We start from the raw sequence: 14,505 nt of genomic DNA, 5'->3' as shown, positions 1-14,505 counted from the left end.
AGGATTGGGGCATAATTGAGGGGAAGATAACAGCTTGGAGGTCGCCTCTCAACTGATGGATCTTATTAAGATAGAACATTCATAAGATGCTACTTCAGCGTATTTCTCGAATCACCTGTGCAATGCCAGAAGAAATATCAGGCTCTTTTACACTAGATACATTGAGCTTTAGAATTCTCTCTTTTTTCGCAAAATAGGGAAGGTAACCGCTATCCGCCATCTCCACTCGAATGAACTTTTTTTGCAGCCGTTTGATCATCTGCTCTGCTCTAAAGTTATCCTCCAATTTCAGATACGTATGCACACCTAGCTGACTGGCAGGAACATAGGAATAATGCTCTTCAGATGCTGCATTTGCCTCCCTCATAATCGAATCATGGAGGAGCATGGATCTTTTTCCGTAGCAGGAACGCATCTTTTTTCGGTGGCGCTCGAACATTCCACTTTTTAAATACAACTCCAAGGCAGCTTGTGACAGCATAGAACTATCTATATCCATCAGTCTTTTGAATCGGTTAAAGGACTCACAGAGCACCTCAGGAAGTACAGCCACACCAACGCGCAGACCTGGGAATATAATCTTGGAGAAGCTTTTTAAATAGATAACGTGTGATGTATTGTCATAGGCATAAATCGGATCTTGCTTCGTATCCTGCTCCAGATCTGCCATGTAGTCATCCTCAACGATATACACATCGTATTTAGCTGCAAGCTGGGCAATCGCCTTCTTCTGGTTGCGGGTATAGGAAACGCCAAGCGGATTATGAAACCGTGGAACGGTATAGAAGAACTTGAACTGGCCCGTCTTAAATAACCGCTCTAATTCATTCAAGTCCACCCCGTCATCCGAACGCTGTATCCCCTCTGTCTCGATGTCGTACGTCTTCAAATACTCCATAAACAGTGGGTAACTCGGCTGTTCAATCAACACACGCTCCCTGCTATTTGGAAAAGGAATACGGGTTAAGAGTCCAAGTGCTTGCTGCACACCAGAGGTGATAAAAATCTGTTTGGAATCAGCAAATACCTGATAAGAGGCCAGTTGCCGCTGCATTTCACGGATCAGAGACGGCAGCCCTTGCGGCGTTCCATAGATAAACAAATCCTTACGGTACATATCGATCGCCTTATTAATACAATGTTGAAAATCTAGATACGGAAAAATATCCGGGTCCGGTGCAGATGCTGTAAAATCAATCCAGTGCGCCCCCTCTTCTTTTCGCTCCCCACTGCGTTTCATGACATAATATCCACTCTTTGACGCGGCATAGATTAGATGTTTGTCCTGAAGGTCTTGGAGTGCTCGAATAACCGTGCTCTTATTGCAATCATAACGTAGCGCTAGCTCTCGAATAGAAGGTAACTTGTCGCCCTCACGATATGTATCTTCAGCGATTTGTAATTCCAGATCGTTGATTAACTCCGAATACTTATATATGCCCTTCACCTACCTCCGAGTCTATTTTGTACCGGTACAGATGAACAATAATTACATTGTAGCATAGCTGTTCTAGCCTTAGAATAAAGAGCATAACAGGACCGGTCCTAAATGCGCGCAACACTTTGGAGGTCTTATAGATGAATACATCTTCTACTCAAAAAGCGATAGTAGCTGCTGTCTTGAATGCTATTATTGTCGGGTTTTCTTTTATATTTGTAAAAATGGCTTTAACCGTCTCGGACCCATTCGATACGTTAGCTCACCGCTTCACGTTATCTTTCCTTGCCGCTTCATTATTTACTTTTCCAGGATGGGGGCGGGTGAAGTTTGGTATTTCCAAGGCAGCAGTGGTAATCCCACTTGCTCTACTATACCCATCGTTGTACTTTACACTTCAAGCCTTTGGACTTCTGCATACAACATCTGCTGTAGCGGGTATTATTCAGGCGACCATGCCCATCTTTACCATCATTTTAGCAGCGATGTTCTTGAAAGAAACTACAAGCGGATTCCAGAAGATCTCCACCTTAATCTCGGTTGCAGGCATCATTCTTATCTTTGCCATTCCGGGCGTGAGTATTTCTTCCTCTAGTCTGTGGGGCGTCTTACTCATCCTTATCTCAGCGCTATCCCTTGCCGGCTATAATGTTGCGGCCCGAAAGCTGACACGAACTTGGAGTCCTAAAGAGCTCACTTATATGATTACTTTATTTGGATTTATATTTTTTAATGGATTGTCGATCATTAAACATGGTTCGGCAGGAACCTTGAATCAATATTTCACACCTTTTCAGGAGCCAAAGTTCATATTCTCCATGATTTATCTCGGTGTGCTATCTTCCCTCGTGACCTCCTTCCTCTCCAACTATGCTTTATCCCGAATGGAGGCTTCACGCGTGAGTATCTTCGGCAGTCTTTCGACAGTTGTCTCTATTCTTGGTGGTGTACTCCTACTGAATGAACAGCTGGAATGGTATCATTGGACCGGCACGGTGATGATCATTGCCGGGGTGATCGGAGTGAATTGGCGGAAAAGAGCAAGGGTTCAAGCAAAAAGCGAGATTGGGTTGGACTAGATACATTTACGTAACAAAAAGACACCCCTCGAGGTGTCTTTTTGCTTTTACCTTTTCATTCTCTCTATTCTGTATCAAGCTGCGGTTATCACTGTTACTTCGACGTTTCTAACGCCTTGATTTTCTCTTTATATTGATCCAATAGTTTAGTTAAAGCTTCCTTAATCACAGTGGAATCTTTGGTTTTAGCCGCGCTATTCAGATCCTCTTGGGCTTTGAAGAAGGCTTTATCAGCCTCACTAAGTTCTTGAATTGAAATCGTAGCTCCAGTCGCTTCTACAGCCGCAATTGCCGCTACACCTTTAATTGAAGTAGAGACAACACTCTCCATCTTCTGAGCTTCAGGTAATTGGATATCAACGCTGCGACCCGCTTCAATGTAACTCACGGGCAGAGCTTCAGCTGATCCAATCTCTTTCGATAATTTAACTCCCTCCGCCTGCTCAGAAGGTACAAGCTCAGAAACTGCGGTAATGCTAAATCCAGCAGCCTTATAATATTGATCCAAGGTCTTCTTCCAGTCTTCCAGGGTATTAGGTGCGTATGTTTTAGCCAGTTCCAGGGGATCTACCCAATCAAAGCTTATTAAGCTTGCAGAAAGTGATCCACTATTTGCTGGAGTAACCACGGCTGCTGCTGTTGTCTTCGCACTTTGATCGTTTGCTCCACTAGCTGCGTTCACTGCAGTCGGTGCGGCAACTGCGGACACTAGTAGGGCGGACAACGCTAACTTTTTAAATATCATCTGTTGATTCATAAATACAACACTCCTCGTCGATTTGAATGATCTTACAAGTCCAAGCTTACAAAATGGGTGTGGCATAACATTGGTTAATTTGTGGAAAAACGATGGCAGACCCCTATACCCACCTATGGATTGATATAATTGCAGAAGAATACTCTGGAGGTAACGAAATGAATACCAACTATCTCATTGCCGTAGTAGACGATGATCAGCATATACGTAATCTTGTAGAAGCCTATTTACAAAAAGAAAATTACCGCACGATCGGCCTTGGCAGCGCTGAGGAAGCATGGACCTTATGGCAGACAAGCCCACCCGATATGTGGGTGCTCGACGTAATGTTGCCTGGCATGGACGGGTACGAGTTTTGTCGGCGGATTCGCAATGAAGCCGAGGTACCGATTATTATGATCTCTGCAAGAGATAATGAAGTGGATAAAATATTAGGCTTAGAGCTTGGCAGTGATGATTATCTGGTCAAGCCATTTAGCCCCCGGGAGCTAGTTGCTCGCATTAAACGCCAGTTACAACGCTGGTATAAAATGAGTAATCCCGTGGAACCCGCAATTAGTACCCCACACCCATCGACGCAAATTGAAGTTAGCCACCTACAGTTATTATTGGAGGAAAGACGTGTGTTCTGGCACGGAAATGAGATTGAACTTACCAGCAAAGAATTCACCCTTCTAAAAGTTTTTGCAGCTTCTCCAAACCGCGCATTTACAAGAGATGAGCTGTTAACCTATGTTTGGGGAGATGACTATTTCGGGAGCGACCGCGCCGTGGACCATTTAATTAAACGAATGCGGAAAAAACTAGACCTGCTGCCGATTGAAGCCGTTTGGGGACATGGCTATCGTATGCGTATTGAGGAGGGAATGGAGATCAATGAAGCTAGCACATCAGATTAATATAGCCTTTAGCATCGTATTGGTACTGCTCCTGTCTATTACCGCTGTCGTGATCCACTTTGTACTGCTCAATCATTTTGTCGGTACACAAAAGGCAGAATTGCGAACCATTAGCTCTGCCATGTCAGCCACTATGATTGAGGGAAGCACGTACAAGGGCGACATGGGGACTGAACTCCATGCGTTACCCGTGATCATGCCTTCTACTGTTGGTACTGCAGGCGTCGAGGCCATTCTTAGCGATGAGACAGGAAAAGTATTGTCCACCTCATCGAACATGAGTTCAATCGCGGTAAACTCCAATACGCAGTTTGTCGCAGGTCAAACCTCGGATCTCCAGAACATATGGAATGGAACAGATGCAAGATATATAACGGAAGTGAAGTCCACCCCGATAGGCACGCTAACTCTGCTTACACCTATGAGCACAGTTACAACAATTGAACAAGCTCTGCTCAAAAGACTTCTAATCGTTTTCGGTGCAGCAGGGGCATTCATGCTCCTATTTGGCCTGTTTATCACGAAAAAGCTAATCCAACCTCTAATGAAGCTGCAGCAAGAGCTGAAAAAGGTAAAGGAACGCCACTTTTCGGATGTTAAGCTAATCAAAGCTGGCGGAGAGATTGGCGCTGTCGCTAAGTCGGTATATGACATGGCTGGCGAATTGAATCGTTTTAACCACGTACAGAAGCAATTTTTCCAGAATGCCTCACACGAATTAAAGACCCCACTAATGTCTATCTCTGGGTATGCTGAAGGGATTAAGGATGGTATCTTCGAGGGGGAAGGGATCGATAAAGGTCTGGATATTATTATGAGTGAGAGTAGTCGTCTGAAGAAGCTCGTTACTGAAATGACCCTGCTTGCGAAGCTGGATAGTGAGGAGGATATATTTAGAACTAGCGAGCTTTCTCTGGACGATTTAGTCGTAGAAACAATTGAACGCATGAACCCCCTTTTGATGAAAAAGGGACTGACCCTACATGTATCCTACGATGACTGCGAGCCACTTACGATCCGGGCCGATAGAGATAAGCTATTACAGGCGCTGCTTAATGTAGTTTCCAATGCAACTCGTTATGCCAACCAGCATATCTACATTCATGCTTCGGTTAAAGATGGTCAGGTTCTGCTCTCCGTTAGTGATGATGGCCCTGGCATATCAGAAGATCTGCTTCCATACCTGTTCCACCGATTTGTAAAAGGAAAAGATGGCGAATCAGGGCTAGGACTAGCCATATCCCGTGCGATCGTTGAGCGCTCCGGAGGTCTGATTTCGGCAGGGAACCGTAAGGATGGCGGTGCAGTGATCACCATGGGATTCCCTACACTCTCCCCTACCTAGACAGTTTTATGTCGAGCGGAACACCAAAAAGCGATCCTCCTGAGTACCTCGAACTCAGTTCTTTCATTGTTAAAGAAGGCGCCAAGGTAGCTATATTGACCATCAAGAGATTTCCTTTAGAGGAGATCTCTTTTTCGTCTTCAAATCTCTTTATCGTTCGTTTAATGGCCTTCGGATTTAGGGTAATAATAAATGCATAAACTAAAATATCCTGTGTGACCCGGAGGTATTAAAATGAACAAGTTCGACGCTATTATTATTGGTTTCGGTAAAGGCGGAAAGACCCTTGCCACAGAACTAGCTAATCGAAAATGGAAAGTAGCCGTGATTGAACGCTCTAAGAAAATGTACGGTGGAACTTGCATTAACATCGCCTGTATCCCTACGAAATCCTTAGCTTATCAAGCCCATCAAGGGGAAGATTATATAGAAGCGGTCCATAATAAGGATCAACTTATTTCAAGTCTACGCCAAAAAAATTACGATAATCTAAATCAGAACGAGGATATAGAAGTTATCAATGGTGAAGCTTCCTTCTTATCGGATCACGAAGTCCAAGTAAAGGATGCCGGTGAGACGAAAATCTTAACCGCCGATAAAATCTTCATTAATACGGGCGCTGAAACCATCATTCCTACTATTGATGGGATACAAGATAGTAAGTTCGTATATACCAGCACATCCATTATGGATCTTAAGGAGCTCCCAACTAAACTAGCCATCATTGGTGGTGGTTATATTGGATTGGAATTCGCGTCGATCTACAGTCAATTCGGCTCACAGGTTACGGTGCTGGAGGGTTCCTCGAAATTCATTCCTAAAGAAGACCGCGATGTCGCGGACGCCATCCTCCAAACCTTTACCAAGAAGAACATTGAGGTCAAACTGAATGCAAAGGTTATAGGACTGAAGGATGTTAAAGATGGAGCAGTTATCTCCTTTTCGATAGATGGTGCTATTCAAGAATTGAAAGTCGATGCTGTTCTGGTTGCGACAGGTAGAAAACCAAACATTGAGGGATTAAATTTTAGAAGCAGCCGGTGTAGAAGTTACAGATCGGGGTGCTATTAAGGTGGACCCTTCCCTAAAAACCACCGTTCCCCATATATGGGCCCTCGGAGATGTCAAAGGCGGATTACAGTTTACCTACATCTCATTAGATGATTATAGAATTGTACGAAATGATCTCTTCGGCGATCATTCCCATACCACAAATGACCGTGACGTTGTTCCATACAGTGTATTTATTGATCCCCCGCTATCCAGAGTAGGAATAAGTGAAGAAGCAGCCGTCGAACAAGGACTTGAAATTAAAGTCGCTAAGTTGCCTGCAGCAGCTATTCCACGTGCTCGCTTAATTAACGAAACCGAGGGCTTCCTAAAAGCAATTGTGGATGCAAAAACCAATAAAATCCTAGGAGCTACATTGTTCTGTGCGGAATCTAGCGAAGTGATTAATATCGTGAGCATGGCAATACAAACAGGGCAAGATTTTACCTTTTTGAGAGATCATATCTTTACTCACCCTACAATGAGTGAAGCTTTGAATGATTTGTTCTCACAGATCAAAGAATAATACTACATGCATGGCAAACAAAAAGACACCCACACGGGGTGTCTTTTACTTTTACTATATAACACGATGCTGAACCCACTTCTTACCCATGAAGCGCCGTAGAAATATGAATCCTCTTATTCCCCACTCACAGTTCATAGCTAACCAAACCCCAAGTAGACCGAAATCGAGAACAATACCTAAGATGTATCCGAGTACTACACGGAACAACCACATACTTAACATAGACACCATGGATGTGAACTTGGAATCACCCGCCGCTCTAAGCGCTGACGGTGTTATGAAACTAACAGACCACAACGGTATTTGTACGATTGTATTGATAAGTACAATTATGAAAATATCCCTCACAATCTCCGCAGGTGGATGAAACATCGACACTAGCGGATGGAAGAAAGGCATAACTAACAATCCCATCACCACAAAGGAAAGGGAAGATGCTACGAGAAACGATTTAATAAATTTCCGAGCATCCTTAACATTATTGCTTCCCATACATTGTCCGACCACTGTAATAATCGTCAAAGACAACGCATTACCCGGAATTTGCATAATCCCCGCAAAGGAAGAGGCGATAGCATTTGTAGCAAGCGCGTAAGTACCGAGACTGACGATAAAGACTTGCGTCAGAATCTTACCACCATTAAAGAACATCTGCTCCGCCGCAAACGGCATACCGATGAACATTATTTTTTTGAGCATGGAGAATTGAACCACCAGTAAGTCACGAATTCGAATATGCAGTTCATTGTCCATCCGGAACAGATAATACAGAGCGCATATCGCGCCCAAATATCGAGCTATATTTATAGAAATGGTCATTCCTAGAACGCCCATATGCAAAAGGTTAATAAATACGAGATTCAAGAGGACGTAAACTAAATTCATAATGAGCGATAGCGCAAGCGAGGCTCTCGTCCTTCCGATTCCCCGAAGAGCACCACACACCGCCTCTACCACAGCTATACCAAGATAGGAGATACAGCTCCCAATCAAATAGATTCGGGCGTTGTGCATTACCTCGGGTGAAGCTGCTCCAAATAGTAAGTTCAACAGCGGATTATGAAAAAGAATACCAAACATACCAATAACAAAAGCCATAAGGGAAACCGATGAAGTGGCGCCTGCGGTAGCTTTTGATACCATAAGACTATTACCGCTTCCTTTATACTGCGCTACGACAACCGTACCACCTGTTGATACCGCGATAAACACACTAATGAGAAAAAGATTAAGAGAATCAATCATGTTCACCGCACTGATAGCTGCCACACCGGACGAACTGATCATAGCCGTATTCACTAGATTTAGCCCCACTATAAAGGCTTGATCTACCAGAATAGGGATAAATAAAGCAATCATATGGCGATAATCTAACGATTCTCCTGAAAAATATTTTTCAAGAAACCTCACACTTCGCTTCGTATTGACATTTACATTAGGTTCCATCTTCGCTTCACTTCTTTTACATTAGAGTTATCCAAATCTGAAATATCCTTATAAATAGAAAAAGGCTCTTCAGGTTGAAGAGCAATTCAAAAGTACAGCTAATTTATAAGCACTTAGGTATGCGGTCGAGAGGACTCGAACCTCCACGGGGATTAACCCACACGGACCTGAACCGTGCGCGTCTGCCAATTCCGCCACGACCGCACAAAATATAAAAGAATCATGCAGTGCAGAACTAAATTATCATATATTAGCGCAAAGGGCAATACCTAATGTAAAAAGAAAAAGTGTACCGAGTCCCTATTAGGGATCATCGATACACTTTTTAGAAGAACTATCGGATTATGAAGCTTGTTCAAGCATACGGTAGATAATGACTGCCGCTTGAGCGCGGTTAGCTATGCCCTTAGGTGCAAATTTACCACCCTCAACACCGTTAACAATCCCCAATTGGGTCAGTTGTGCTATAGCGTCCTGTGCGTAAGGAGCAATACTGGACTTGTCTGCAAACTTGCCCAGCGCTGCATTCTTATCAATCGGCTGTAGTTTATCTTTCAATGCATTAGCAATCATAATAGCCATTTCTTCACGAGTCACTTCACGACCCGGTTCGAATTTACCATTTCCAGAGCCTTGTACAAGTCCGGCCTTCACCGCAAGGGCGATAGAATCCGTGTACCAAACTCCTTGCTTAACATCGCTGAATGAACTGGTTGTTGCCGAACCCGTCAGATTCAGTGCGCGTACCAGCATTGTAATAAATTCTGCTCTAGTCACTGTTTTAGTTGGCGCAAAAGTATTTGCATCCAATCCTTTTATAATGCCCTTAGCAGCCAATGCTTGAATAGCTTCTTGCGCCCAAGCTACCTTACCCAGATCTTTGAAGCTTGCTGCTGGAGCAGTAGTTGGTGCTGGAGTAGCCGATGGAGCTGGCGTTGCTGATGGTTTCACGGTTGGAGTAGGTGTTGGAGTTACAACATTAGAACTTCCATCGCCACTGCCCGATCCCGTATCAGCCTTCTCTTTGTTCGTAATACGACCTTCAATGGCTGCCTTGATCTCTTTGCGATCAAACGTCTTCACAATGTAATCGTAGAATACATCCAAATCAATCGGACCAGCCAATGAATTCTTACCTTCAGTCAGAACCTTGTAGTTATCCCCACCAGCAGCCATAAAGTTATTCACGACTGCCGTATATTCCTGCTTAGGATTAATTGGTGTTCCGTTAGTCAGCGTAAGATTGGCTACGCGATCCTCTACTGGAAGATACATATTCGCTGTATATTTCAGTCCAGAAATTTGCAGTGTTTTGATATCTGGTGATTTGTCAGCTTTCACGCCCCATTGCTGCTGAAGCAACGTTTTGATCTGATCTCCAGTTAGTGTCAGCTTCACAAGTGTGTTGCCGAACGGCTGAACTTTAGCCAAATCGCCAAAGGTTACATCACCCTTCGGAAGATCCGCACGGATACCACCCGGATTCATAAAGGCAAAATCAGCAGCCTTTGCGCCATCACCAAAATCAGCAGCACGCATAGAATCAGCAATTAGGTTACCAAGGGCAGCTTCTTTGGTATAAGCATCAGTACGAGTTACGGTTCCATCAGTTGTACCCACTGGTTGGGTAAGTTCAGGATGCTTCTCAAGGTAAGCATTTACCAGTGCCACACTTTCCGGATCTGGTGTTACACCATCATGGAAGGTGGAAGTTACCACAGCAGACTTACTCTTCACATCTCCTGTTTTATGGTCAATGACCAATTTGATATCTTCAAATGCTGTACCGTAAGAGTACGCCTGTACAATCAACTTGCCGTTTACCGTTCCGTTTGCCAGTGCATGGTTATCACCAGCAACGATAACGTCAACTGGGGAGTCCGCAGGAAGCGCATTGGCCAGATCAGCCGCTTCACCTGTAGTTACACCGTCTTTAGTTGTTGCCGGATCATGTGCAAGCACGATGATTGTTTCTACGCCCTTCTCTTGCAGCTCTTTGGCATATCTCTCAACAGCCGCTACTTCTTTATCCGCCGAGAGGAACTGTACCCCAACTGTACCGGAAGGTGCAACTTTACTTGGTGTAGATTTGGTTACAAGACCTATAAACCCGATCTTCACACCACCGACTTCTTTGATTACATAAGGATTGATAATGGGTTCGCCGTTTTTGGCATACACTGCATTGGCATTCACATAATCAAAATCAGATCCAGCATGGATAATTTTTTTGTTCTTTGGATCAGCACCACCATAAAGCTGTGTCATTAGCGCATCAACACCTTGGTCGAACTCATGGTTACCCAAGGAACCTACATCAAATTTCATCATATTCATCCAAGCATGAGTCGGCTCATCGCGTTCAAGCGAGGATACAGGTGCCGATGCTCCTACGGAGTCACCGTTATGGAAGAGCAAGGAGTTCTCGTACTTTGCACGAGCCTGTTTCAAGTAAGTCGCGAGGTAAGCTGCTGTGCCTACAGACTTATTGCTCACTGTAGAAACTGTGTCTAGTTGACCATGGAAGTCATTAATTCCAATAAGGTGAACTTCAACATCTGCAGTTGGCGCAGGAGTTTTCACACTTAGATCCAGTTCGAAAATTCCGAAGCCTTTATCATTTTGCTGACGCGTATCGGATATGTTCGCCGGAAGTACACTTGCTGCTTTAGGCGTTGTAGTGAACGTTACTTTCACACTACCCTTAATAGGTGCCAAGGACCAGTTGCCATCAGCAGTAGGATCAATCGTTCCAGCTTCACTGATATAGTCCATCAAGACCTGACGATTCTCATCTTGAGAGTCCACTACCAACTCTGATCCTTTAACACCCGGGAAGTTACCGCCACCGCTTGCACGGTAATTGTTAGTGACAACAATGAAATCCTGATCAAGATCTAAAGGCTGATCATTGTAAGTCACTTCCGTCACACGACTCGACGAAGCATCATTAATGGAGCCATCCGGATTGTACTTCGCGTTTTTTGTTACATCAATTTTATATTGAATCCCATCGATGACATCAAAGTTAAAGACTTGGAATTTCGGGTTCAACAGAGGCTGCGGAGTCGAGATTCCAAGTTTGATGCGGTTAAATGCACCTGCACTCATTTCCAGCCATTCCTTTACAACAGAACCATTAACCTTGATTGCTTTAAGCGTGTTGTCGTATAGATAGAGGTCGCTTGCGCTACGAATAGTCAAGTTCCCTTTATCAATACTAGTGTATTCTTCCGGACCGTTACGTCCTGCTTTAAAAGGAGCACCAACACTCAGAATTGGAAGGTCCTTATATTGAGGAACATTGACATCAATATACTTCTGAACATACCACTTCTGTGCATACGTCACGAGCTGAACTGTAGGATCATCCTGAACCATTGCAAAATAGCTGTTCATCGGAGCTGTTGTAACACCCAGCTTCTGTTCAGTATAAGCAATTGTAGCGTTATGCGCTGCCGCAACAGCAGCATCTACAGCCGGATCAGGCTCGACCGTTGGAATGTTTACTTTATCCTCTGTCTTATAGATAGAACGAGCTAAAGCTTTCGAGCTTTGCTTATCTACATCCCAGCCGTTACTACCGTATACAATATCCAGATCAATTAGACCTAGATAAGCACCGCCATAGCCAGCTTGTACAGCAGGCGTACCGTTAATGTGACCATTCACATTATCGATCTTAGCTTTTTCATTCGCATAAGGCTGTTTAGTTTCCGGGTCTATGAACGAAGCATCCAGTGTACTGTCATTTCCCGTTGGGAATACTTTATGGGTATGTGAGAACGTGATCGCATCAATGCCCGGAACCTTGCTCAAGGCATTAATATCATTCTCCGAACCATCACCTATAACAGCATTGACGTCAAACCCAGTATGGGCCATAGCGACAATGACATCTGCTCCCTCATCTTGCATTTGAGGAACAAACTTCGCAGCCGTTGCGGCAATATCTTCTACGGTGACTTTGCCCTCCAGATTAACCTTGTCCCACTCCATAATCTGTGGAGTGACCAGACCGATCAGACCGACTTTAATTGTTTGTTCTTGACCATTACTATCTTTTACTTTTTTATTAAGAATAACATAAGGAGTAAAGGCATTAGTGCCATCTGGTTTATATATGTTCGCATTCACATAATCAAAATTGGCACCGGTAGTCGACTTATTACCAACGCTACCATTTATAGTACGATCTAAAAATTGCAATCCATAATTGAATTCATGATTTCCAAAAGTCGCAGCGTTATATCCCATAGCATTCATAGCCGCAATCATCGGATGAATCTCATTCGGATCTTTCAGTTCCGATTTCTTCGCCACGTACGTACCAAGAGGGGTTCCTTGGATCAAATCCCCATTATCAAGAAGGAGGTTGTTCGGTTGTTCACCTCTCGCTTGTTTCACCAGAGTTGCTGTGCGGTCAAGACCGACGGTTACAGATGGTGCACCCTTAAAATAATCCCAACCATACACATTAGTGTGCACATCCGTTGTGCTCATCAAACGGAGCTCAACCTTGGCTCCAGAAGCAGGTGCAGCAGCTACTTTGTCCGGACTCCAAACCGTACCCAAAACGACTCCACCTAGTACCTGTGCTGAAAGCACTGCAGTTGCTAGTACAGAAGCGAGAGGCTTGTTCCATCGTGTCTTCCATCCCATAAAGATTTATTCCCCCTAGTAATTTTTACATAATTTCGGTGATATTATATCACACAAACATGACGAAAAAGTATAGGATTGTAAAATTAATATAAATTCGTGTCAAATATATTAACGTGTGAAGAAAGACCTAGGTCACATTGTTATTTTATTAGATCAAGAGTCTCTAGACATACAAAAAAACACACCTTATACAGATGTGTCCTAAGAAAGCGCATACATAAGATCAAAACACGTCGAATCTTTATCTGATAATAACTCTCTCAAGACCCACTCATGATGGCAGTAAACCCAAAGCAAATTGCCGTGATTAAAGACAAAGGTGTCATCACAAGTCTTTCTTTTTTACTCTTCGATAATATATTCATTACGGTATTGAGAATTAGATAGACTGTAAAAAAGTAACATACGCCTCTATCAAAAGGTAATCCAATAGAAATCACGTTGCCTGCCTGCAACAAGTACAAGATTGCAATCAGTTGTATAACAACTGAGATCGCACACGCAATCCTCATCTGTGAGGGCATGATTCTATGATTGCCCCCCATTGCAAATTCACCATAAGGTAATCCTAAAGACAGTAATATGTAAAGAATCGCCGCTCCCGCAAAAGTAATACTCCCAATCCATGCAGATAACATCCTTCCACCTCCTTCACTAATTGGTATTCGAATCTTATAAGCGGAAGAACACCTTTATAAATGCAATGGGCTTTCACGAGAGATACTTGGAAATCGATATTTATGTATAACGTTTCCTCATCCAATTTTTTGGACTTTCTTTTCATATTAATGATGAACCCGCACAAGCAACACCGGAATATCTGAGTAATATATAATTAAATAGACCAATGAGGTGATCCACAAATGTCAAACAGAGCAAAAATTCGCAAGCGAGCTGAACAGCTCAAGGGTAGACCTGTGTGCGTTACGCTTCATGATGGACGTACGTATGTAGGATGGATAACTGGCCTCGATAAGGATGGATTGACCCTATCCAAACCACGTAAAAATAAAAATAAAAACAAAAAATCAAAAAAACACTCTTCTTCCCGCTCCCGGAAAGCGAACGTATCAGGACTCATGCCATTATTCGGCTCACTTTTCGGAATGGGAGGAGGAGCTGCAGGGGCTGCCGAGTCTGCAAGTTCAGGCGCTTCAGGATTCGGTGGAATTATGGGCTTCGTAGGGATGATCCAAAGAACAATGCCGGTTGTGAAAATGGGCTACAATATGATTAAATCTATTTCCCCATTTTTGAATGGACTGAAGGGTTTAATGGGATAGTCAAAAGACACCCC

General features: G+C 43.6%; 11 protein-coding genes and 1 tRNA gene. 6 read left to right on the top strand and 6 right to left on the bottom strand.

The window, feature by feature from the left end; translation table 11 throughout:
• Positions 1–94: 94 nt before the first annotated feature.
• Positions 95–1,438, bottom strand: a complete 1,344-nt coding sequence (locus MKX41_RS25860; RefSeq protein WP_339271447.1) for an aminotransferase-like domain-containing protein — start codon at positions 1,436–1,438, stop codon at positions 95–97.
• 140 nt (positions 1,439–1,578) lie between these two features.
• Here MKX41_RS25860 and MKX41_RS25855 point away from each other — a divergent pair, with 140 nt between their 5' ends.
• Positions 1,579–2,517 carry a DMT family transporter gene (locus MKX41_RS25855; RefSeq protein WP_042184104.1) on the top strand — a complete coding sequence of 313 codons (939 nt, stop codon included), beginning with the start codon at positions 1,579–1,581 and terminating at the stop codon, positions 2,515–2,517.
• Positions 2,518–2,611: 94 nt separating this feature from the next.
• Here the strand turns inward: MKX41_RS25855 and MKX41_RS25850 are convergent, their stop codons facing one another.
• Positions 2,612–3,274, bottom strand: coding sequence for a hypothetical protein (locus tag MKX41_RS25850; protein ID WP_340973724.1), 663 nt, complete (start codon positions 3,272–3,274; stop codon positions 2,612–2,614).
• 158 nt (positions 3,275–3,432) lie between these two features.
• Here MKX41_RS25850 and MKX41_RS25845 point away from each other — a divergent pair, with 158 nt between their 5' ends.
• From MKX41_RS25845 to MKX41_RS25830, 4 genes are all read left to right on the top strand, one after another.
• Entirely contained in the window at positions 3,433–4,173 is a 741-nt protein-coding gene (locus MKX41_RS25845; RefSeq protein WP_339244313.1) for a response regulator transcription factor, read from the top strand.
• On the top strand, positions 4,151–5,518 hold the full coding sequence (locus MKX41_RS25840) for a sensor histidine kinase (protein ID WP_340973722.1): 1,368 nt from the start codon (positions 4,151–4,153) through the stop codon (positions 5,516–5,518). The genes MKX41_RS25845 and MKX41_RS25840 overlap by 23 nt, the downstream gene beginning before the upstream one ends.
• A 234-nt stretch (positions 5,519–5,752) precedes the next feature.
• Entirely contained in the window at positions 5,753–6,589 is an 837-nt protein-coding gene (locus MKX41_RS25835; protein WP_340973721.1) for an FAD-dependent oxidoreductase, read from the top strand.
• A 1-nt stretch (position 6,590) separates the two neighbouring features.
• On the top strand, positions 6,591–7,094 hold the full coding sequence (locus tag MKX41_RS25830; protein ID WP_340973719.1) for a hypothetical protein: 504 nt from the start codon (positions 6,591–6,593) through the stop codon (positions 7,092–7,094).
• Positions 7,095–7,148: 54 nt separating this feature from the next.
• Here MKX41_RS25830 and MKX41_RS25825 read toward each other — a convergent pair whose 3' ends face one another.
• The 4 genes from MKX41_RS25825 to MKX41_RS25810 form a co-directional block, all read right to left on the bottom strand.
• The gene (locus MKX41_RS25825) at positions 7,149–8,543 is read right to left on the bottom strand and encodes an MATE family efflux transporter (protein ID WP_042184093.1); all 1,395 of its coding nucleotides are present in this window, start codon (positions 8,541–8,543) and stop codon (positions 7,149–7,151) included.
• 120 nt (positions 8,544–8,663) lie between these two features.
• A tRNA-Leu gene (locus MKX41_RS25820) sits at positions 8,664–8,747 on the bottom strand.
• Between the two features lie 138 nt (positions 8,748–8,885).
• On the bottom strand, positions 8,886–13,205 hold the full coding sequence (locus MKX41_RS25815; protein ID WP_340973717.1) for a bifunctional 2',3'-cyclic-nucleotide 2'-phosphodiesterase/3'-nucleotidase: 4,320 nt from the start codon (positions 13,203–13,205) through the stop codon (positions 8,886–8,888).
• A 263-nt stretch (positions 13,206–13,468) separates the two neighbouring features.
• The gene (locus MKX41_RS25810) at positions 13,469–13,846 is read right to left on the bottom strand and encodes a hypothetical protein (protein WP_339799725.1); all 378 of its coding nucleotides are present in this window, start codon (positions 13,844–13,846) and stop codon (positions 13,469–13,471) included.
• A gap of 225 nt (positions 13,847–14,071) precedes the next feature.
• Between MKX41_RS25810 and MKX41_RS25805 the strand changes: the two genes are divergently transcribed.
• Positions 14,072–14,491 carry a hypothetical protein gene (locus MKX41_RS25805; protein WP_042184087.1) on the top strand — a complete coding sequence of 140 codons (420 nt, stop codon included), beginning with the start codon at positions 14,072–14,074 and terminating at the stop codon, positions 14,489–14,491.
• The last annotated feature ends 14 nt before the right edge of the window (positions 14,492–14,505 follow it).

The organism is Paenibacillus sp. FSL R5-0475, assembly GCF_038004585.1.
Classification (GTDB): Bacteria; Bacillota; Bacilli; order Paenibacillales; family Paenibacillaceae; genus Paenibacillus_AQ.
Note: the sequence above shows the minus strand (reverse complement) of the source record. Positions and strands in the feature narration are given on the sequence as shown.